Origin of the sequence: Pseudomonas californiensis (assembly GCF_021147775.1) — a bacterium.
GTDB lineage: Bacteria > Pseudomonadota > Gammaproteobacteria > Pseudomonadales > Pseudomonadaceae > Aquipseudomonas > Aquipseudomonas californiensis.
Map to the genome: position 1 here is coordinate 1 of NZ_JAGTPK010000024.1, position 19271 is coordinate 19271.

The 19271-nt window shown below is 55.6% G+C and carries 13 protein-coding genes and 1 pseudogene; all 14 read right to left on the reverse strand.

Annotation, left to right across the window (positions count from 1 at the left end):
* Window positions 1-547: 547 nt before the first annotated feature.
* Window positions 548-727 carry a hypothetical protein gene (locus tag KDX37_RS20405; RefSeq protein ID WP_231654514.1) on the reverse strand — a complete coding sequence of 60 codons (180 nt, stop codon included), beginning with the start codon at window positions 725-727 and terminating at the stop codon, window positions 548-550.
* A 175-nt stretch (window positions 728-902) separates the two neighbouring features.
* Window positions 903-2081: an ankyrin repeat domain-containing protein gene (locus tag KDX37_RS20410; RefSeq protein WP_231654515.1), complete on the reverse strand. Its 1179-nt coding sequence runs from the start codon at window positions 2079-2081 to the stop codon at window positions 903-905.
* Window positions 2082-2273: 192 nt separating this feature from the next.
* Window positions 2274-3248, reverse strand: a complete 975-nt coding sequence (locus KDX37_RS20415; protein ID WP_319941709.1) for an AHH domain-containing protein — start codon at window positions 3246-3248, stop codon at window positions 2274-2276.
* A 65-nt stretch (window positions 3249-3313) separates the two neighbouring features.
* The gene (locus tag KDX37_RS20420) at window positions 3314-4177 is read right to left on the reverse strand and encodes an Imm43 family immunity protein (RefSeq protein ID WP_231654517.1); all 864 of its coding nucleotides are present in this window, start codon (window positions 4175-4177) and stop codon (window positions 3314-3316) included.
* Between the two features lie 116 nt (window positions 4178-4293).
* Entirely contained in the window at window positions 4294-4905 is a 612-nt protein-coding gene (locus tag KDX37_RS20425) for an Imm43 family immunity protein (protein ID WP_231654518.1), read from the reverse strand.
* A gap of 11 nt (window positions 4906-4916) precedes the next feature.
* Window positions 4917-6044, reverse strand: a pseudogene (locus KDX37_RS29445) (RHS repeat domain-containing protein); the annotation flags it as partial.
* Complete coding sequence (locus KDX37_RS20440; protein ID WP_231654519.1) at window positions 6041-6421, reverse strand: DUF2750 domain-containing protein; 381 nt, start codon at window positions 6419-6421, stop codon at window positions 6041-6043. The gene KDX37_RS20440 and the pseudogene KDX37_RS29445, both read right to left, overlap by 4 nt.
* 3 nt (window positions 6422-6424) lie before the next feature.
* A complete protein-coding gene (locus KDX37_RS20445; RefSeq protein WP_231654520.1) occupies window positions 6425-10768 on the reverse strand; it encodes an RHS repeat-associated core domain-containing protein in 4344 nt (1447 codons plus the stop codon).
* A 12-nt stretch (window positions 10769-10780) separates the two neighbouring features.
* Complete coding sequence (locus KDX37_RS20450; protein WP_231654521.1) at window positions 10781-11206, reverse strand: DcrB-related protein; 426 nt, start codon at window positions 11204-11206, stop codon at window positions 10781-10783.
* Window positions 11207-11221: 15 nt separating this feature from the next.
* Window positions 11222-13156: a type VI secretion system Vgr family protein gene (locus tag KDX37_RS20455; RefSeq protein ID WP_231654522.1), complete on the reverse strand. Its 1935-nt coding sequence runs from the start codon at window positions 13154-13156 to the stop codon at window positions 11222-11224.
* 58 nt (window positions 13157-13214) lie between these two features.
* A complete protein-coding gene (tssH, locus tag KDX37_RS20460) occupies window positions 13215-15902 on the reverse strand; it encodes a type VI secretion system ATPase TssH (RefSeq protein ID WP_231654523.1) in 2688 nt (895 codons plus the stop codon).
* Window positions 15895-16947: a type VI secretion system baseplate subunit TssG gene (tssG, locus tag KDX37_RS20465; RefSeq protein ID WP_231654524.1), complete on the reverse strand. Its 1053-nt coding sequence runs from the start codon at window positions 16945-16947 to the stop codon at window positions 15895-15897. Before tssG ends, tssH begins: the two co-directional genes overlap by 8 nt.
* Complete coding sequence (gene tssF / locus KDX37_RS20470; protein ID WP_231654525.1) at window positions 16911-18770, reverse strand: type VI secretion system baseplate subunit TssF; 1860 nt, start codon at window positions 18768-18770, stop codon at window positions 16911-16913. Before tssF ends, tssG begins: the two co-directional genes overlap by 37 nt.
* Complete coding sequence (gene tssE, locus KDX37_RS20475; protein ID WP_231654526.1) at window positions 18767-19270, reverse strand: type VI secretion system baseplate subunit TssE; 504 nt, start codon at window positions 19268-19270, stop codon at window positions 18767-18769. Before tssE ends, tssF begins: the two co-directional genes overlap by 4 nt.
* Window position 19271: the final 1 nt, after the last annotated feature.

Below are 19271 nucleotides of genomic sequence, written 5' to 3' on the forward strand. Positions count from 1 at the left end.
GATTACGAAGCCTTGCTGCCGTGGAACTGCGAACCTCGACTTCACAGCTAAGCGCTTTACCTATCTTTTGCCAGGTGGGGTTTATGGAGCGCTTACGATTCATCGCGGTCGGAGTGAGTGATCGTTTTATAACCCATTCGTATATCCTCTAAAAGCAGCTTTTATTCTTGGCGAAAGACTTCGCATATCTTCTTGCCGTACGAGCCTCTTGTTGCGAAATAGAAATTTGGGTATCTGGCGGGAAACATCCATGAGCGATGATGAGGACTTTTTTTCAAGCATTGCGCGGTTGTCCGGAGAGGTCGAAGTGACGCAAAGCCCTGCGTTTCACATGTCTGCTCAAGACAGAATCGGCGGTGACGCAGCTCCTACTTAGGCGTTACACGGCTGTACCTGCTTATCCAGCCGTCGCTGGTGAATAACTCGCCCGATAGACCATCACTGAGTGTGTTTATATTTTTTCTGAAAAATGTGAGTTCAATTTTTTCATCGTTCTGTTCAATCATATCCAGGAAATTAAAAAGGGCATTGTCGGTTGTCTCGATTATTAAGGTTTTGATGGCTTTTTTTGTTCATCGTTAAACTGGCTCAACAATTTGCTGAGCTCCAGACCTTTTTGAGATTTTAAAGAACCCATTTCTATTTTTTCGAATTTCTCAATTGTCCGATCACGTACGGATGTGATCAGTTGCTCCCCAAACCCATCTAAAATCTTTTGGTCTGACATTTTTTCACCTATTGATACCAAGGAATGTTTGTTGGCTTAATTGCACCTTGCTGGCGAAGATTCCACAGAGACTGCGCAGTCAGTTTCTGGCCTGCGATATTCATACGTTCATAGGGTTTTGAGTTAATGCCAAAGAGGGTCAGTGCTTCAGCTTATTCAAAATATCGCATAAAAATTATTTGATGCCCAGTTGACTGTAGCTAGATTTTTCTGGCGCAGCGAGACATACACTACTCCAGCTGCCTTTCCTTTTTCGTTCCAGCAGCGAGGACAATTTTTCGCCAGTAGGCCTGCCTGGCTTTCCAAACTTTATAGGGGCTAGAACAAAAAGATAAACTCTATCATCAATCTCTATTGTGTTTTCATCAGTTGTTGAGTTCCATGATTTGTTGACAGCCATAAGAGCATCGACACCATCGGGCCATGCGAGATCATTATAATTTTCATCTGTTTTAACAATCATGTCCCCTTCGCTAAGCGGGACGCTGCTTTTTACATGAAGAGCAAGTCTTTTCAAGAATGAAGTTGGAAAGGTCCAAGGATTATCTACAGGTAAAGAGTTTCGCGGCAACGGCCAGTCGCCGGGAAGGCAAATCAATAACTCTGTATGAGGACGCTGAGTAAAGAGTCCTGTCGTAAAAAGCAATTTGTTCCTGTTTTTTCCATCAATACAACTAATGCGTAATGCTAGATTCTCAACATCTGTGATGGGGCTGAACTTACTGGGTAGCACCCACCCAACAGTGTTGTGAATAAAAATCACTATAGGTCCGCCGAACTGCGCTTCTGAATCTACAATGATATCTCTTGTGCTCAACGCGCCCCTCAGCTTTAAGAGGTTTGAGATCTCTGAGTGGCCCCACATGTCAGCTATATCAAGAGGTGCACTATTTATTTTCGCATGAAGACGATTGACATCAGAGCCTTGATTGATCAGAAGTTCCACGGTTTGAAATTGGTTGGAGATGATAGCGTCTATGAGAGGCGTGGTTAGACTAAAAGGATGTCCGTCTACCGCCGCTCCATTATCCAAGAGGAGTTGGACGGTTTTTAGGTGTCCTTCCGCAGCAGCCTCGTGGAGGGGGGTGGATCCTCCTGCCTCGTAGGCACATGCATTTGCATCTGCACCACAATCAACGAAAAGTTTGCAGATATCGGTTTTTCCTTCTTGAGCAGATAAATGTAAAAGCCCTACTTCCCCCGGCACGCCATCTTCAGGGATAAATAGAAGCTCTGGCTTCATCGCCAGAGCTTCCTTTATATTTTCAATCTTACCTTTTTCAATCCATGTGTAAATCTTCCCGATAAGTTTCAGATTTTCTTTATAAATTTTGGATATTTCTAAATTTTTCATAGTGCGTTTTTGCTCATTCTTTTACCCAGTCTAGCAAGTGTTTGCTCTACCGATGCAGTGCCTCGCTTGTCTGTGGCGGACAATGCAATTTTGATGATTTCTTTACTTAGGCAGGCGAAGAGCCATCAGATAGTCTGTAGCTACCAAACTCGTAAATTTTTCTACCGTAGCCAGTTTATGAAACGCCAATGATCATTCGCCATCGCTTGGGCAATCAGCTTCGATGCTAGTGCAGTTTTTCAGACTAATGCCCGTTAATTTAAATTTTTTACAGTCTGCCAGGAAGCTGTCCGAAATGTAAATTCGAGTGGTGCTCTCTTCTAGCATGAATATATACCTATCTCCCGCGACACTACTATCCAATGTTGGTTTATAAATTATCTTGTAACCGTTAGCTGTTTCTCTATATTTTGACTTTTCCCAGACTATCGAATCGCTAAGTACAACGTTTACATGAAAGCCGACGTAGGGTGAGTTCTGTTCTTTGAGGGGTACAAACTCTCCGTAAGGATTCAGGTTTTCCTCAAGATGTTCACGTGCCGAAGACGAGAGTATTATTATAGAGTTTGCGCCTAATAATGAGATGTCCGCTATTTTATTTTTTTTGTTTTCTTCAGGGTTAGGTATTACGCTCAAGGGCTTTAATTTTTCATTCAGCGCCCGCCCAAAGCTCTCCTGCAAGAGTGGCGCTGAGCTGTCTTTCCATTCAATATCCTTGAGGGCCTCCTCGAAAATAAAGCTTTGGTAGCGTTCGTTACTAAAGGGTTCAAAAAACTGTGTCATATACCAGTCTCCTAATTTATTACGGTTGCCCATGCTAGACGTTCTAGGGGCGGAAATTAACTCGCCTTTTAATGCGCTAAGCTCTGCGAGAACTTCTGTTTTCCCTCCTCTTAGGTCCGCATCGGCAATTCTTTTTTTTACTTTGTAAAAGTACGCGTTAGGGTGCTTTCCGTTGTGCAGTATTCCAGGAAGAGCATCTTTATTATTGCGATTTGGTAACCATACACCGTTTTCGGCTGAGTCAACGTCGATACCGTGTTTCTTCAATATCGCGCGCGACGTTGCTGCTTTGGCTGAGGTATCGCCCACGATGTGGTGCGCTGCCGAATTTGCAGGCCTGTTTTTCAGGTTCCTGCCAAGTCTTTGCGAACACCCCCCCCCCACGGATCCCCCCCCAATCTGTCTTTCAGACTGTGCGCTTCAAAGGTGCATATGAATAGATGTCAACGTCATGCACGCTTTATAGCGCCGACTTGCTCGGTGCTCACCAGCTCAAAGCCTTTCAGATTTTCGTTTTTCAACACGTCGGCGAGTCTTGATGACACAAAAGTGTATCCCAATAAGCTGATTTCAAAAATCTTGAAGAAGTCCAAGCTTACTTCTTCTTTGATGGTAAGGGAGATAATGTTTTTTATTTCACCGTTTTTTCTAAAGTTAATATTCGATTGTTCGATGTCTATGATGTGCGGTTTTTCTTGTTCCTGCATGACCTGACGTATGTAATAGTATTGTTTGTCCGTAACTTTTTCGCCTTTAGGGTTGACGATGTCCAGCGTTGCGACTTCCCATGTACTGGTTTTTATTTCATTGAAGATTTTTAGAAAGCTTTCGCTAACTATGTGACCACTTAACGCAGTGCGAAAGTCAAAATCATAGCCCTTGTCTTTGGTGATGAGTATGAGCCGCTTTGGCAGCGCTGTCAGCAGTACTCCGGGCTCAGCGTAATACCAGCTACCCGACATGCCTTCGTCATAAATTCCCGGGTAAAAGCTTTCCTTGAGTATGCCGTCGATAAATGCAGGACAGCCTTTGTCTGGTTTGTATGCAAGCGTGTAAAACATGAAGCCTCTCTTTTCAACCCAGTCGGCCTGTGGTTGATTTTGTTCGTACTCTCCCGGATGCGGTTTTTTTCGGAGACTACGTTGAAGCGGCTTGACCTGTTGTCGAGCGTGCGCCTTGGATCCATTATTCGCATAAAAACGCTGACTGGTTCGCTCTAGTTTCATACCGGCCAGATCAGAGTAGTTTCGATGAGATCCATTGTGGTGAACGTTCCAACCGATAGTGCGCGCTTTTGCTTGGCTATCAGGCATCAGTAATCCATGCCGTCGTCAGCGCAGACGTAAAGGCTGTCTGGCTGTGTTTGTGTGCCTAGCGCAAAGTCGTTCTCGTGCACTTATTTCTGTAGTTACCGGCACCATCTCCAAAATTACGCGCACTCTACAGAGCCTATCTCTTCAGTGCCGACTATCTCAAAGCCTTTAAAATTTTCTTCTTCAAATTTTTTTGCGGCGCGCGATGAAATAAAAATATATCCCAGCAAGCTGATTTCGAAGATTTCAAAAAAATCCAGTGCCACGGTTTCTTTAATTGCAAGAGATGTTATGTTTTTTATCTCGCCATTTTTTCTAAAGTTAATTTTGGATCGCTCAGTGTCAATAACGTTTTGCTTTTCTTGTTCTTGCATTACCTGACGCATGTAGTAGTATTTTTTCTGCGTTGCTTTCTCCCCTTTTGGATTAACGATGTCTAGACTGGAAAATTCCCAATTGCTGATCTTCAGCTCTTTAAGAACTTTAAGAAAATGTTCGCTAACGAAGTGACCATCTAATCCGGTACGAAAGTCGAAATTATAGTCCTTGTCTTTAGTAATAAGCACGAGATTTTCGGGCAGAGAAGCGAGCTGTTCTCCAGGCTCTGCATAATACCAAGTCCCGGACATGCTTTCATTATAGATGCCAGGATAGAAGCTTTCCTTGAGAATGCCGTCAATAAAAACGGGACAGCCTTTTTCGGATCTGAGTGCAAGTGTGTAAAGCATAAAATCTCTCTTTAGCAAAGTCGGCCTGTGGTTGATTTCGTGCGTATCCTTCCTGACATGGTTTTTTTCCTTAGGCTGCGTTGAAGTGATTCAACTTGCTGTCGAGCCTGCGCTTGAGTTATGGATTTTGCATAATAACGTTTGCTGATTCGATTGATTTTTTGATCAATCATCCGGGAATAGTCGGCGTGTGACCCAACATGGTAGACCTTGCGGCCTACAGTTCGTGCTTTAGCCTCGCTGTCTGGCATCAGTAATCCATTACTTTTCATGTCGCGTGTGTGACCCATACCGATTGAATCTAAAAATGGTTTTCGATCTTTCCACACGGCAACTGGAATGACATGCTGCGCCTGCATGCCGTCTCCTACAACGCCGCCTAACGAACGATCCAGAACGGAGCTCGGACTCCAGCCCCATGGGGCAACCCAGCCAATAGGATTTGGACCGTATGCATATGTGTTCAGTCCGCCACCCAACCCAATCGGGTCCGGTGTGGTGAAGCGCCCTATGTCGGGATCATAAAACCGGAAGGTGTTGTAGTGAAGCCCTGTTTCGCGGTCCAGGTATTGGCCCTGGAAGCGCAGGTTCTGTTCTTCGATGTAGTAGGGCTCGCGGATTTCTTCGATGGTGTTGCCCCAGACCCGATAACGGGCCTGCCAGACGGTGTGGCCGTCAGGTTCGGTCAGTTGCTGCGGTAGGCCGTTGAGGTCGTTGTGGTAGTAGCGGATCTTTTGCAATGCGCCGCTGCCGTCGATCCGGGCCAGCGGGTCGTAGCCGTCGTCAGCGTAGATGTAAAGGCTGGTCTGGCTGTGTTTGTGTTCCTGCAGCAGGCGCATGCCGTCCCAGGTGAAGCGGGTCTCGCCCAGCGCAAAGCCGTTTTCGTCGTGCTCGCTTTTGGCGATGCGCCGACCCAGCGGGTCGTAGGTCATGTTGACTACTGAAGTCCGTCCGTCCTGTTCGGTGCGGACTTCAATCAGTTGATGCTCTGCGTCATAGGCGAAGCGCTGAGCGCGATGACTTCCGCTGCGCTTTTCGATCATTCGTCCGAAGGCGTCATAGCGGTAGCGCTTGTCCTGATAGGTCAGCAGCCGGTTATGCACCACCAGCCCTGCACTGGCAGGCGGCCCGTCGATTAGTCATACTGTTGCATTTCTTCTTTTAATTTTTCGTTAAGAACAGAGGGGGGTAAAACTACTCCTTGAGATCCCTTGATAGGGAATACTAAGATATCTGTACCGTCGTTCTCCATGCCAGGTAGCCATTTTTCAAAAAAATGGCCAAGCTCTATACGTTTCGGTAATGCAATGGCTTTATTTTCATCTATGTAGTTTTTTGCGAAGTCTTCTTCAGGCCAAACCGGAAGAAATTTTTTATCACTATTGTCCCCTAGAAGCAGCCATCCCTCCTCATAGGCTCCCCATAGCTCTTCGAAGTCTGCCACTTTTCGAATGAAGTACTCTAATCGTTCTAGATCATCGAGTAAAAGTACGTTCTCTATTTTTTGTCTGTTCATATTTTAATACCCTTCGTATTTGTGTTCCAGTAAGTGCAAGTCGTGATCTTGCATCACTGAGTGCTCATAAGAATGCCCGTCTTTAGCCCGCATGCCTCGTTTATGAGCAAGCACCTTTCCTGGAGCCTTGGATTTTTTAGAATTGCCTGGAAGACGTATAGTCTTTCTTTTTTTATTTTTTATGTGGCGCAGCTCATTTTTTATCCATCCTCTAATCCATTTAGGCTGCTTAGGGTCGTCCATGAGAGAACGCAGTTTTGCTTGCTTACCAGATCGTCCAGTTGTGCAACTCCACCCCCACGGATCCACCCAACCAATCGGATTCGGCGCGTACTGGTACAGGTTGATGCCACCCGCCAACCCAATCGGGTCCGGTGTGGTGAAGCGTCCGATGTCGGGATCATAAAACCGGAAGGTGTTGTAGTGAAGCCCTGTTTCGCGGTCCAGGTATTGGCCCTGGAAGCGCAGGTTCTGTTCTTCGATGTAGTAGGGTTCGCGGATTTCTTCGACGGTGTTGCCCCAGACCTGGTAGCGGGCCTGCCAGACGGTGTGGCCGTCAGGTTCGGTCAGTTGCTGCGGCAGGCCGTTGAGGTCGTTGTGGTAGTAGCGGATCTTTTGCAATGCGCCGCTGCCGTCGATCCGGGCCAGCGGGTCGTAGCCGTCGTCAGCGTAGATGTAAAGGCTAGTCTGGCTGTGTTTGTGTTCCTGCAGCAGGCGCATGCCGTCCCAGGTGAAGCGGGTCTCGCCCAGCGCAAAGCCGTTTTCGTCGTGCTCGCTTTTGGCGATGCGCCGACCCAGCGGGTCGTAGGTCATGTTGACTACTGAAGTCCGTCCGCCCTGTTCGGTGCGGACTTCAATCAGTTGATGCTCTGCGTCATAGGCGAAGCGCTGAACGCGATGACTGCCGCTGCGCTTTTCGATCATTCGTCCGAAAGCGTCATAGCGGTAGCGTTTGTCCTGATAGGTCAGCAACCGATTATGCACTACCAGCCCTGCACTGGCAGGCGGGCCGTCGAGCAGGTTGGCGGCGGCGTCGTAGGCGAAGGTTTCGTTCTGGCCTTGAACGTTGTCCTGGCTGGCGATGATGCGGCCAGTGGCATCGTAGTGCAGCAGTTGGCGATGATCGCCACGCGGCTGCTGGTCGAGACGGCCGATCAGGTTATCGGCCGGGTCGAACTCGAAGCGCTTCTGGGCGGGGGCCGGCAAGATTGGCGACTGGCTGGTCAGTCGGCGTTGACGAGCACGCAGACGTCCGGCACGGTCGTATTCGCTGCGGGTACTGACATGCCCTTGAGTGCGCAACACCTCGCGATGCAGGCGATCCCGCTCGAAATCGCTGATGACCTGGCCATCCAGATTGATCTGGTGCAGGTGACCGCTGCCGTAGTTCAGGCGGTTGAGCCAGCGACCATCCGGCAGTTGCGTCTGGATCAGGTTGCCCAGTTCGTCGTAATGGTATTTCAGGCTGCCGGCTGCGCTCTGTTCCTCCAGCATCTGGCCGAGGGCGTCATAGGCGAAGCTCAGCGTCTGCTCGGTACCGGGGCGACCGGCAAAGGTCACTTCGGTCAGTTGGTCGACCGGGCTGTATTGATACTGCGTGCGGCCATCGTCGGTGACTTTGGCGATCAACCGACCGACCGCGTCACGCTCCAGCAGGTGCGTGATCGGTGAAAGCGGCTGGGTCGGGACCACTGCCAGACCGTTGCCGAACGGCGCGGGTGCATATTCCATGCGGATGACATCGTCCAGCGCGTCGTAAGCGTAGAGGCGGGCGCTGCCATCCAGGTCCTGCTGCTGTGTCAGGCGGTCGCCAGCGTCCCAGGCGAAACGGTAACTCTCGCCATTTTCGTTGGTCAGCGCCTGCAAACGACCGTAGGCGTCGTAGCTGAACTGCACAGGCCGCCCGAGTGCATCGATGCGTTGGCGAACCTGACCGCGCAGATCGTATTGATAACGGGTGGTGTGTCCGGCGGGGTCGACGTAACCGTTGAGCAAACCGCTGGCGTCACGCAGGTACTGCTCGATACGTCCGTCCGGCAGCTCGCATTTCACCAGTCGACCTTGTGGGTCGTGCTCATAGACTGTGCGCTCGCCCAACGCGTCAGTGACCACCTGCAGATTGCCGTGTCGGTCGTAGCCAAAGCGGGTCGGATAGCCGGAGCAGTCGACGTGTTCAATCAGTTGACCAAGATCATTCCACTCCAGCGTCTTGCGCTTGCCGGTGGCGTCAATGATCTCGACTGTCTGGCCACGTTCGTCATAGCCGTACCGCGTGACCTGGCCCAGCGGATCGATCTCATGGGTGCAGTTGCCACGCGAATCGTAGCGATAGCGCCAGCTGTTGCCGGCCGCATCCGTCTCCACCAGCGCCAGTGACCACAGTTCCAGCCACAGCACTGACTCGCGGCGGCCCAGCGGGTCAACGGTTTCGCTCAGATTGCCCGCCTCGTCGTAGCTGTATTGATACTGGCCGCCCTTGGGGTCGACCGCGCTGAGCAACTGGCGCTCGTCGTTCCACTCGAATTGCCACGTGTTGGCGAGGTTATCGGTGTATCCGGTGATCTGGTGCTGCTTGTTCCAGTGCCGCGTGCTGGTGCGTTGCAGGCCGTCGATCACACGGGTAATGCCATTGCTCAGATCGTATTCGAACGTGTAGCTGTCACCGGCATCCGTCCAGTGTTGAACCACGCGCCACTCGATGCCGTCGACCTGAGCCCACTGATAAAAGCAGCGCAGGCCGGTGGGCAGTTGGTGTTCGGTCATGCGCTGGCCCGCGTCATAGGCAAAGCGACGTTGAACCTGCCCCAGCGCATTGCGGACCTCGGCAAGGTCGCCGCGGCTGTCATAGTCATAGCTGACCAGCACGTCACGTTGCTGATCGGGGTAGAGGCGTTCAACCTGCTGAACACGATCAGGCCACCGCGCGCTGTAGATCAGCTCCACCTGCACTGTGTCTTGCGTGTCGCGCAGACGGATCAGTTTGCCCGCGTCGTTGTAATCCAGGTAAATCCGGTTGTCGTTACGATCACCCAACTGGCTGAGGCGCAGCAGGGCGGCGTCGGCGAGGGTTGGCTCAAACAGCCGGTATAACCCGTCATCGCTTTCAATCAACAACTGACCGGCATCGCTGCGTTTGACCGCAAGGCCTTCACCGGGGCTGAACACTGCGCCGCCCAGCGGGATCGAGCCCATGTCGATGCGTCGGCCCTGTTCATCGACATACGTCAGCCGCTCGCCACCGTCGGGGTGCGGGTCTATGTACACGTGCACTTCATAGGGCACGCTCCAGCCTGCGCCCAGCAATCCGTCGCGTCGCTCGTCACGGCTGTTGTAGACACGTTGCCAGTCGATAGGCAGCACGCCCGGCAACTCGAAATCCAGTTCATCCGCGCCACCCAGCACCTTCGCGCCTGTGGCAGCGTGCACCGGGTTGGGCGAGCCTGCTACGGCGTTGGTTATTGCGCCGGTCACCTGGCTGACCACGAACGAGTTGACGCCAGCCAACAGCATGCAGGGCAGGTTGGCGCGAAATTTACCTTTGCCGCCTTTGAGCATCATCAGCACGGTCAACGCCAGGCCGACGCCAGGAGTCTTGCCGCTGCGGATTTCCCGCACCACCACCGAACCGCCGCCGATGGTGACGTTGGAAGAGATCATCCCTGACGAAACCACTTTGGCTTCGCAGGTACTGCGGTCGCCACTGCGCACCGCCGGCTGGCCATTGATGCTGACCTTTTCCGAACCTTCGGCGAGAAACTGCGGAGGCATCGGTGGATGCTTCATGCAAACGACGAGGTCCAGCGGCTTGGGCACCGCACCGGGCGCAGGCGTGGCAACGGTGGGCTGCCAGAGTTGGGAGAAAAATCCCTTTGCCATGTCCAGAAAACCGGCTTCTTCAGGCGCCGGTTGGTCATCGGCTGCGTTTTGAGTGTCATCAGCGCTGGGTGGCGTACCCATCGGGTTCATGTGCGCAGGCACGGCACCCGCTGCACGCGCCGCCGGAATGGAGTTGATCAGGGTGTCGGTCGAGCCGGTCAGAATGGTTGCCATGACAATGGGCGGGAACAGGCCATTGGCAATCGACTCGCAAATACTGCTCAGCCCCTTGTCCGCCCCCGTCTTGCTCATCGCCAGACCTACGATCACCCCCACGACTGCGCCCAGCACGCAGGCACCCAGCCCGCCTGTGGCAACGGTGATACCGGTGGCCGCTACCACTGCCATGGTTGCCAATGAGCCGATGGCCGCATAGGCCGCGACCTCAAGGACGCCGCCCAGAATGTCGGCCATCATCGAACTATGTTCGAGCCCGTCACCCAGCCGGGCGGCCCACAGCGCGTCAGACATTCAAGGTACTCATCATGCCAGCGTCAGCGTCTGCTTGAGCACCGCCCAATGCGCCGCCTCTGCATCGCCCAGTGGCTGAGCCTTGACGTAGCTGAGGGCGATCATCTTGCGGGTGCCCGGCAGGATGAAGGCCAACTGGAACTGATAGACCTTTTCCGTGCCTTTGCTGAACTGGCTGCGTAATTCGATGCCTTCGATGGCTTGGTCTGCGCCCAGTCGTGCGCCTTGAACCGGTTGATAGCGCAGGTCCTGAACCTGCTGCTCCAGGCGCTTCAACTGCGTCTCGAAATTGCTGTGCAGCGTCTCGCCGTCAGCCAGCTGACTGCGGCTGACGATCAAGGACGTCCCCAACGCGGGAAACTTGAGGATGTTGATCGAGGCGTCCTGCAGTTCGCTCTCGGGCAACTGAAACTGGAGTTCGTTGATACGATAAACCATGAGGCTCGAATCTCGTTATTTGGGCTTTGGGAAGGCTGACTTGATGTTGGCGTCGATGCTGGCCTTGACGCCCTGACCATCAGGTGAGGCGTCAGCGCCCTTGCCATTGTTCAGGTGCAGAACACCACCGGTATTGAACTGTGCATCGCCGCTGGCGTGCAGACTGATCTGCACCCCACAGATATTGATCTGGCCGCTGGCGTTGAGCTCCAGCACGCTTTTGCCGCACACCAGTCGCAGGTTTTCCCCCACCTCAATGATGTAGCTCTGGCTGATGCTGTCGGTTTTGCTGGTGCCCACGGCCAATACGTCGGTGTGCTGGACGATACGAACCCGGTTATTGCCGATCAGCACGGTTTCGTTGTTGCCGATGCTTTTGACCCGGTCATGGCCCACCGAGTGGCTTTCGTCCACCTCGACGATCATGTCCTGATTGCGCTCGGCATGGATGTACAGCTGTTCGGCGCCTTTCTTGTCTTCCATGCGGATTTCATTGAAATTCGCCGGCGTGCCGCCCTTGCTCGAGCGGCTTTTCATGCCGCTCTGCGTCGCGTTGGCGGGCAGGTCGTAGGGCACGGTCTGTTCGGCGTTGTAGACGCGGCCGGTGATGATCGGGCGGTCAGGGTCACCTTCCAGAAAGCTGACGATGACTTCCTGGCCGATGCGCGGGATCTGCATCGAGCCCCAGTTCTTGCCGGCCCAGGCCTGCGAGACACGTATCCAGCACGAGCTGTTTTCGTTGGACTGGTCGTGGCGGTCCCAATAGAAATGCACCTTTACCCGGCCAAACTGATCGGTCCAGATTTCCTCGCCGGATGGGCCGACCACGATGGCGGTCTGCGGTCCCTTGACGATGGGGCGCTGGGTGTTGGCCAGCGGCCTGAAGCTTTGCTGTGCATCGATGCAGCTGATGCCGAGCTCGAACTGCGCACCGCCGCCCGCTGCGCCACTTTCCAGGCTTTCCTGGGCGATGTAATAGCGTGCACCGACGATCAGGTATTCGCGGTTCTGGTCCTGCCGACCAAAGCCGGTCAGGCTGAACAGATGACCCGAACCCAGGCCCCGTGCGTTGCCACTCAGCTCGACCCGTTCATGCAGGCTTTGCAGGGCTTCGAGGCGGGTTCGCGCGTAGTGCTCGCCGTCCTGGCTTTGTACGTAGGTGCCTGGATAGTCATACAGCGGGTAATCGCCTGCCGTGTGCGGCCGCGGCATGGCGGAGCGCACGTCGATGCTCGCGCTGGGCCGCTGGAAATCATAGTCGTTGAGCTCCAGTGAGCCCGGCTGGACTTCCTGCGCCAGGCGCCAGTCATTGATGTGGTCGCGCTCGCGGTGCTGACCGTCAGGCGGAAAGTAGGGCACTGATTCGTAGCCGGGTGCAGGCTGATGAGCGCCGTAGGCGTCGGCCAGCACCAGCACATGGCGGTCCTGTTCGTGACGGAAGAAGTAGTAGATCCCTTCCTGTTCCATCAAGCGGCTGACAAAGTCGAAGCTGCTCTCGCGGTACTGCACGCAGTATTCCCACTCGCGATAGGGCCGGCTCAGCGCGTCTTCGAAATCGGAAAAACCCAGGTCGCGGAACACCTGCCTGATGATCTGCGGGATCGTCAGGTTCTGGAAAATCCGGCAGTCAGAGGTGCGGGTCAACAGCCACAGCCAGGGGCGTAGCGTTACCTGATAACTGGCGAACTGATCGCGGGTCACGTTCTGGCTGCAGCGCGCCACGATGCCGTGGAAGTGCCGCTGCGCACCGCCCGCCAGCTGAATGGACACGCTCATGTGCTTGCCCAGCAGTTGGTTGAGGTCCAGCGCGCCGTCGGACGACGTCAGTTGCAGGTCGTAATTGAACAACCGTCCCAGCTCGTCGCCGCCGCTCAATTCCTTGAGCAACAGCACATCCGGACCGAGTGGGCTGGTGACCTGTGCCAGGCGGGTAAGTTGCTGGAAATTCATCGAGTATCCCGTTTTGTGCAGCTCTGCTCAGCGCTCATCAAATGTTCTGCCCTGCGGCTCAGACCGATGCATCACTGAACTGATAATGGAGTTCATTATCCCGTTGACTGATCCGCACACCCGCCAGCGCCTTGCCTTCGAGCATGCGCGTGAGGAATTCACGGCTCATGTCCGGCAGCAGGTTATTGGTCAGGATGGTGTCGATCATGCGTCCGCCGCTTTCGGTCTCGGTGCAGCGCGAGACGATCAGGTCGATGACTTCGTCGTCGTAATCGAAAGCGACCTTGTGCGTGTTTTCGACCCGTTTCTTGATGCGATTCAGTTGCAGACGGGTGATCGCCTTGAGCATGGTGTCGCTGAGCGGGTAGTACGGAATCGTCACCAGACGGCCCAGCAGGGCTGGCGGGAAGATTTCCAGCAGAGGCTGACGCAGCGCCTTGGCGATGTCTTCCGGGTCCGGCACGTTCAGGACGTCTTTGCACAGGTGCGAAATGAGTTCGGTGCCGGCATTGGTGGTCAGCAGAATCAGGGTGTTTTTGAAGTCGATGACGCGACCCTCACCGTCTTCCATGACGCCTTTGTCGAACACCTGAAAGAAGATTTCGTGAACGTCCGGGTGTGCTTTCTCGACTTCGTCCAGCAATACCACGCTGTAAGGCTTGCGACGTACGGCCTCGGTCAATACGCCGCCCTCGCCATAGCCGACATAGCCCGGCGGTGCGCCTTTGAGGGTGGAAACGGTGTGCGCTTCCTGGAACTCACTCATGTTGATGGTGATGACGTTCTGTTCGCCGCCGTACATGGCTTCGGCCAGTGCCAGTGCGGTTTCGGTCTTGCCCACACCGGAGGTGCCCGCCAGCATGAACACGCCGATCGGTTTGCTCGGGTTGTCCAGCCCGGCGCGCGAGGTCTGGATGCGCTTGGCGATCATTTGCAGCGCATGGTCCTGACCGATGATGCGTTTCTTCAGGTGCTGGTCCAGATTGAGGACGGTTTCCAGCTCGTTGCGCGCCATACGGCCGACCGGAATGCCGGTCCAGTCGGCGACCACCGAGGCCACCGCCTGGTAATCCACGGTGGGCAGGATCAACGGGTTTTCGCCCTGCAATGCGCTCAGGCGTTCCTGCAGGCTGACCAGTTGCTCGCGCAGTGCCTGTCCGTTGTTGCCTTGAGTCTCGGTGTCGCTGTCGACCACGCCTGCGCTGTCGCGCAACTGGGCGCGCAGGGCCAACAGTTCGTCGACCAGTGCTTTTTCGTCGGCCCAACGTGTTTCCAGTTCTGCCAGACGCTCGCGCTCGGCGCTCAACAGGGTTTCACTGTGGCTCTGACGGGAGCCGATTACGATGCCGATCGCATGTTCGCGAGCGATGATTTGCAACTCGGTTTCCAGTGCCTCGATGCGTCGACGGCTGTCGTCCACTTCGGCTGGAACGGCGTGCAGGCTGATGGCAACCCGCGCGCAGGCGGTGTCCAGCAGGCTCACGGATTTGTCCGGCAACTGGCGCGCCGGAATGTAGCGGTGCGACAACTTCACCGACGCTTCCAGCGCTTCGTCCAGAATCTGCACCTTGTGGTGGTGTTCCATGGTCGATGCCACGCCGCGCATCATCAACAGCGCTTTGTCTTCGGAAGGCTCAGCTACCTGCACAACCTGAAAACGTCGGGTCAGGGCCGGGTCTTTCTCGATGTGTTTTTTGTATTCCGCCCAGGTAGTGGCAGCGACCGTGCGCAAGGTGCCGCGAGCCAATGCTGGCTTGAGCAGGTTGGCGGCGTCACCAGTCCCGGCTGCGCCGCCTGCACCGACCAGCGTGTGGGCTTCGTCGATGAACAGAATGATGGGCTTGGGCGATGCCTGCACGTCTTCGATCACCTGACGCAGGCGCTGTTCGAACTCGCCTTTCATGCTGGCGCCGGCCTGCAGCAGGCCCACGTCAAGGCTTCGCAACTCAACGTCCTTGAGCGCGGGCGGTACGTCACCGGCCACGATGCGCAGCGCAAAGCCTTCGACCACTGCTGTTTTGCCTACTCCAGCTTCGCCGGTAAGAATCGGGTTGTTCTGGCGACGACGCATCAGAATGTCCACCATTTGGCGGATCTCTTCGTCGCGTCCAACGATAGGGTCCAGCTTGCCGCTGCGTGCCTGTTCGGTCAGGTCAACCGTGAATTTATTCAGCGCCTCCTGCTTGCCCATCGCGCTCGGCGACATGGCACCGCTGGCCTCGCCGGGCACGGCGCCCGCGTTGAAACCGTCGCTGGCACTCAAGGCGTTTTCCGGAGAATCGCCAACGTATTCGTCGAACCGCTCGCTCAGGGTTTCGGCCTTGATCTTGTCGAATTCTGCAGACAGGCCCAGCAACGCATGACGCAGGCTCGGTGTCTTGAGGATGCCAATCACCAGATAGCCGGTCCGCACCTGGCTTTCGCCAAACATCAGGCTGCCGTACACCCAGCCGCGCTCGACGGCTTCTTCGACATGGGACGACAGGTCGGTGATTGACGTCGAGCCACGCGGCAAGCGATCCAGCGCCTCGGTCAGGTCGCGGGCCAGACGTGCAGGCTCGACGTTGAACTGGCGAATGATGCGGTGCAGGTCCGAGTCCTGCAGTTGCAGCAGTTGGTGAAACCAGTGCGCCAGCTCGACGTAGGGGTTGCCCCGCAACTTGCAGAATACGGTGGCGGCTTCGATGGCTTTATAGGCAACGCTGTTGAGCTTGCCGAACAGCGCGGCGCGACTGATTTCACCCATGTTTCCTGCTCCTTGAAATGTGTGCTGACGTTGCCTGTTCGGCGTAGTGCCGGGCCAGAATCAAGTCATCGGCATCTTTTTTGGGGGTGCCCAGCCAAGTATTGAAACCCAGCCGTTGGCGCCCGTTGAGTAGAAATGCCGGGACTTCGGGCTGTTCCAGGATCAAGTTGAGATCCCAGTCCAGTTCGTGCCCCAGGTATTCGGCGACCCAGGCCACCAGTTCCTTGAACGACTGACCGTCGGGCAGCATGCCCATGTAGTCATCGAGCTTGAGCGGCCCCAGTCGAATACGAAATTTGTGCTGGCGATCCCAGACATGGCTGCCCAGACAGAAGTCCACGCCCAACTGGTGCGAGCTGACGCCGAGACGACTGCGCTCAGGCAATTCGAGCCACTGGCCGACGTACTCTTCAATCTCCACCGGCAGGCCGAAATACTCGGAGAGGATCGCGCGCAGGCCATCCGGGTAGCGGGTCTGTGCGGCCAGATGACCGCTGAAGTGCAGTTGGGCCGTGTCAGGAATGAGGCCCTGTTCGAGCAGGCTCGGCATGCCGCGTCCGCTGAGTGCGGCCAGTCGCGCAGACCAGTAATCATCGTCCGGGCGGTCGTGGCTGACCGTTGGGCGTGCCTCTGCCCACGCACGGTAGAACAGGCTCAGCAAGCGATGGTGGAACACATCCAGGAAACGCTTGCTGGTGCTGTCAGCGTTATTGCGCTGACGTTCGCGCACGTATTCGGTGATATGCAGCGGCAATGGACCGTTAGGCCCGCCAAGACCGAAGAAAAACTGCTCGAGGCGGGCCGGTGTGTCGTCGCCCGCGGGCGTCATGGAGGCCAGCGTCGAAGGCGCAAATGCACTGTCGGGTTGTTGCCCCAGACGCAACGGATCGTCGGCCAGACGCACTGAATGGCCAAGCCTTGGCAGGTGTGGCGATTCGCACTCGATCCGACGCAGCGCCTGGAAAAAATCATATTCCCAGGGCTGGTCCTGCATGGCCGTCAATGTGTTCAAAGGGTCGGACGACGTCCGGGCCGGGCTTTCCATCGCATGATCTCGCCGCGTTCGGTGGTACGTAACACCGTTTCGGTAAAACTGTTGATCGACACGTAACGTGCCAGGAAACGCTCGAACACCGTGCCAAGCAAAAACACGCCGGTGCCGCGAAATGCGTTCTCGTCAAATTCCAGGGTGATCTCCAGACCACGACCAAACACGATCGGTCCGGGCATCGGCAAACGGCGAGTGCAGGGTTTGCTGCTGACCTCGCGCAGGCCTTCGATCTGCAATTGCAGCGCAGCGTCGTGGTCGTCGCCGTACAGCCGCAACAGCTCACGCAACGCGGCTGCGCCCTGACCCTGTTCACTCAGCGACAGGTAATTGAGCGACAGCTGGCTGATCAGGCGCCAGGCCTTGTTGTCATGTGCGTTGCTGGCACGCGGGCGGCTCGGCCCCGCCAGGCAGCGAATTGCAGACACCGGCGCACTGTCGGCCAGGGTGAAGTCTGTCTTGCCGCTGCCCACGGTCATGAACAGCGGCAGATCGCGATTGGTGCACAGGGCACTCAAACCCAGTTGGCGCAGGTCGTGGCGATAGGGCGCCTGTTGGCTGTCGACGAGGCTGATGAAGGTCTCGCTGCCGACATAGTTGGAGCGTGTACCGTTGCGCCGTTGCTCGCTGGACAATACACGTGGCTCGCGGCGCAGAATGTAATAAGCCTTGTCGCGGCCGTAGCGTGACGGATCGCGCACGGCATAAAACGGCAGAAACGGTTGATCAGGGCCTGTGCCGTGGCCGGTCACGCTCTTGAGCGAGTGAATCTCGAAATCCATCGGCCGTGTGCGGTCGGCAATGGCATGGTGTTCATGCACACGGTCCGACAAATGAATCCGGTCCAGACGGCGCGGGAACAGATTGATCGCCGGTGTGCAGAACGGTACGAACTGCTCCGCGCTGATGCTGCTTTCCAACGGCTGCTCAAAGCTGTTGAACAGCACAATCAATTCCAGTTCTTGCCCCGCACACCGCTGGACGGCACGTGTCAGGCCAGTGAAGTCGACGAACAGATAACGCTGGGGCAGGGCAAAATACTCCTGCAACAGCCGATAACCCTGAAAGGCCTGAGGCACCACCGGCAGCGCCGCTTCACGATCATCGAAGCCGCATGGCTTCAAGGCGTCAGCAGGCAGCCGCTCAACCCAGTCGCCGCCCGGCTGACGGGCAAATACTGCACAGGCATTGCCCAGCAGTTGTTCGTATAGCCGGAACGGCTGTTCGTCGGCGCCGTGCAGGTAAAGCGGCAGATTATCCAGCGTCAGTTTGTCGAACGTCAGCTCTGCGCCGGTACGCAAGGTAATGCGTAGCCCGGCCTTGGCCTTGGGTTCACTGGCTGCCAGGCGCCCGAGCACTGCGGCCGGATTGCCGAAATATTCGGCCTGTGTGATCTGCAGTGGCCACAGGATCACTTCGTGTGCGCTGCGGTATTCACACGGCGTTTGCGAATCGCGCCCCAGCGACGCGCGCAATACGCTGTCACGGGGCAGGGTAAAGCCACTGCTCAGCGAACCTTCGTTCGGATCAGTCTGCAGTTGCACCACGGTCATCGACGGCGTTGGTGCGAGGTAATGCGGATACGCGATTTCCAGCAGGTTGTGAGTGAACGTCGGGTACTCGGCGTCCAGCTTGAGCTGCACGCGTGCAGTCAGGTAGGCAAACCCTTCCAGCAGGCGCTCGACGTAAGGGTCGGCACAATCGAGGCCCGACAGCGTCAGGCGTCCGGCAATCTTCGGGTATTCCTTGGCGAATTCGGCTGCGCTCTCACGAATGTGCTGCAGTTCCTGGTTGTACAGCCCCAACAGGCGAGGGTTCATGAGCGCCTCCTTTGCTCGGCGGGCATGACCTGCACATGTCCGGACTCAAGGTCCAGTTCGGTTCGCAGCAGCAGCGGCAAGGGCACAGGCTGTGCCCACAGGTCGCCCTGAATCTCGAAGCTCAACGCGTTATGGTTCATTTCGTCACGGCCAACCCTGGCCCTCACTTGCAGTGTCTGGGGCAGGATACGCGGCTCGAAAGTGGTGATGGCGCGGTGAATCAGGCTTTCCAGCAGGCTGATGTCGATACTTGATGCACTGTTACCCGCCAGCGCGGGCAAGCCGAAATTGACCACCGAGGTGCCTGCCGGAGTGTGCAACGTGGCGTCAGCGTCCAGCAGCGAAGTGGTGTTCAACAACCAGCTCAAGTCGCGCAGGACCGATGCCTTCAGTTGATTGACGGACAGCACGCGCTTGTCCGCGCTCTCCTGCGGATTGCTCGGGTCTTCGTCAGTCAGGCGGTCAAGCAGCGATGGCTGCAGGCGCTCGCGGGGGATCATG

Bases quoted from the DNA above. Each gene is read 5' to 3' on its own strand.
- KDX37_RS20405 (WP_231654514.1), bottom strand. From the start codon at position 727: ATGTCAGACCAAAAGATTTTAGATGGGTTTGGGGAGCAACTGATCACA.
- KDX37_RS20445 (WP_231654520.1), bottom strand. From the start codon at position 10,768: ATGTCTGACGCGCTGTGGGCCGCCCGGCTGGGTGACGGGCTCGAACAT.
- KDX37_RS20455 (WP_231654522.1), bottom strand. From the start codon at position 13,156: ATGAATTTCCAGCAACTTACCCGCCTGGCACAGGTCACCAGCCCACTC.
- KDX37_RS20420 (WP_231654517.1), bottom strand. From the start codon at position 4,177: ATGCCTGATAGCCAAGCAAAAGCGCGCACTATCGGTTGGAACGTTCAC.
- KDX37_RS20425 (WP_231654518.1), bottom strand. From the start codon at position 4,905: ATGCTTTACACACTTGCACTCAGATCCGAAAAAGGCTGTCCCGTTTTT.
- tssH (WP_231654523.1), bottom strand. From the start codon at position 15,902: ATGGGTGAAATCAGTCGCGCCGCGCTGTTCGGCAAGCTCAACAGCGTT.
- KDX37_RS20440 (WP_231654519.1), bottom strand. From the start codon at position 6,421: ATGAACAGACAAAAAATAGAGAACGTACTTTTACTCGATGATCTAGAA.
- tssE (WP_231654526.1), bottom strand. From the start codon at position 19,270: ATGATCCCCCGCGAGCGCCTGCAGCCATCGCTGCTTGACCGCCTGACT.
- KDX37_RS20410 (WP_231654515.1), bottom strand. From the start codon at position 2,081: ATGAAAAATTTAGAAATATCCAAAATTTATAAAGAAAATCTGAAACTT.
- tssF (WP_231654525.1), bottom strand. From the start codon at position 18,770: ATGAACCCTCGCCTGTTGGGGCTGTACAACCAGGAACTGCAGCACATT.
- tssG (WP_231654524.1), bottom strand. From the start codon at position 16,947: ATGGAAAGCCCGGCCCGGACGTCGTCCGACCCTTTGAACACATTGACG.
- KDX37_RS20450 (WP_231654521.1), bottom strand. From the start codon at position 11,206: ATGGTTTATCGTATCAACGAACTCCAGTTTCAGTTGCCCGAGAGCGAA.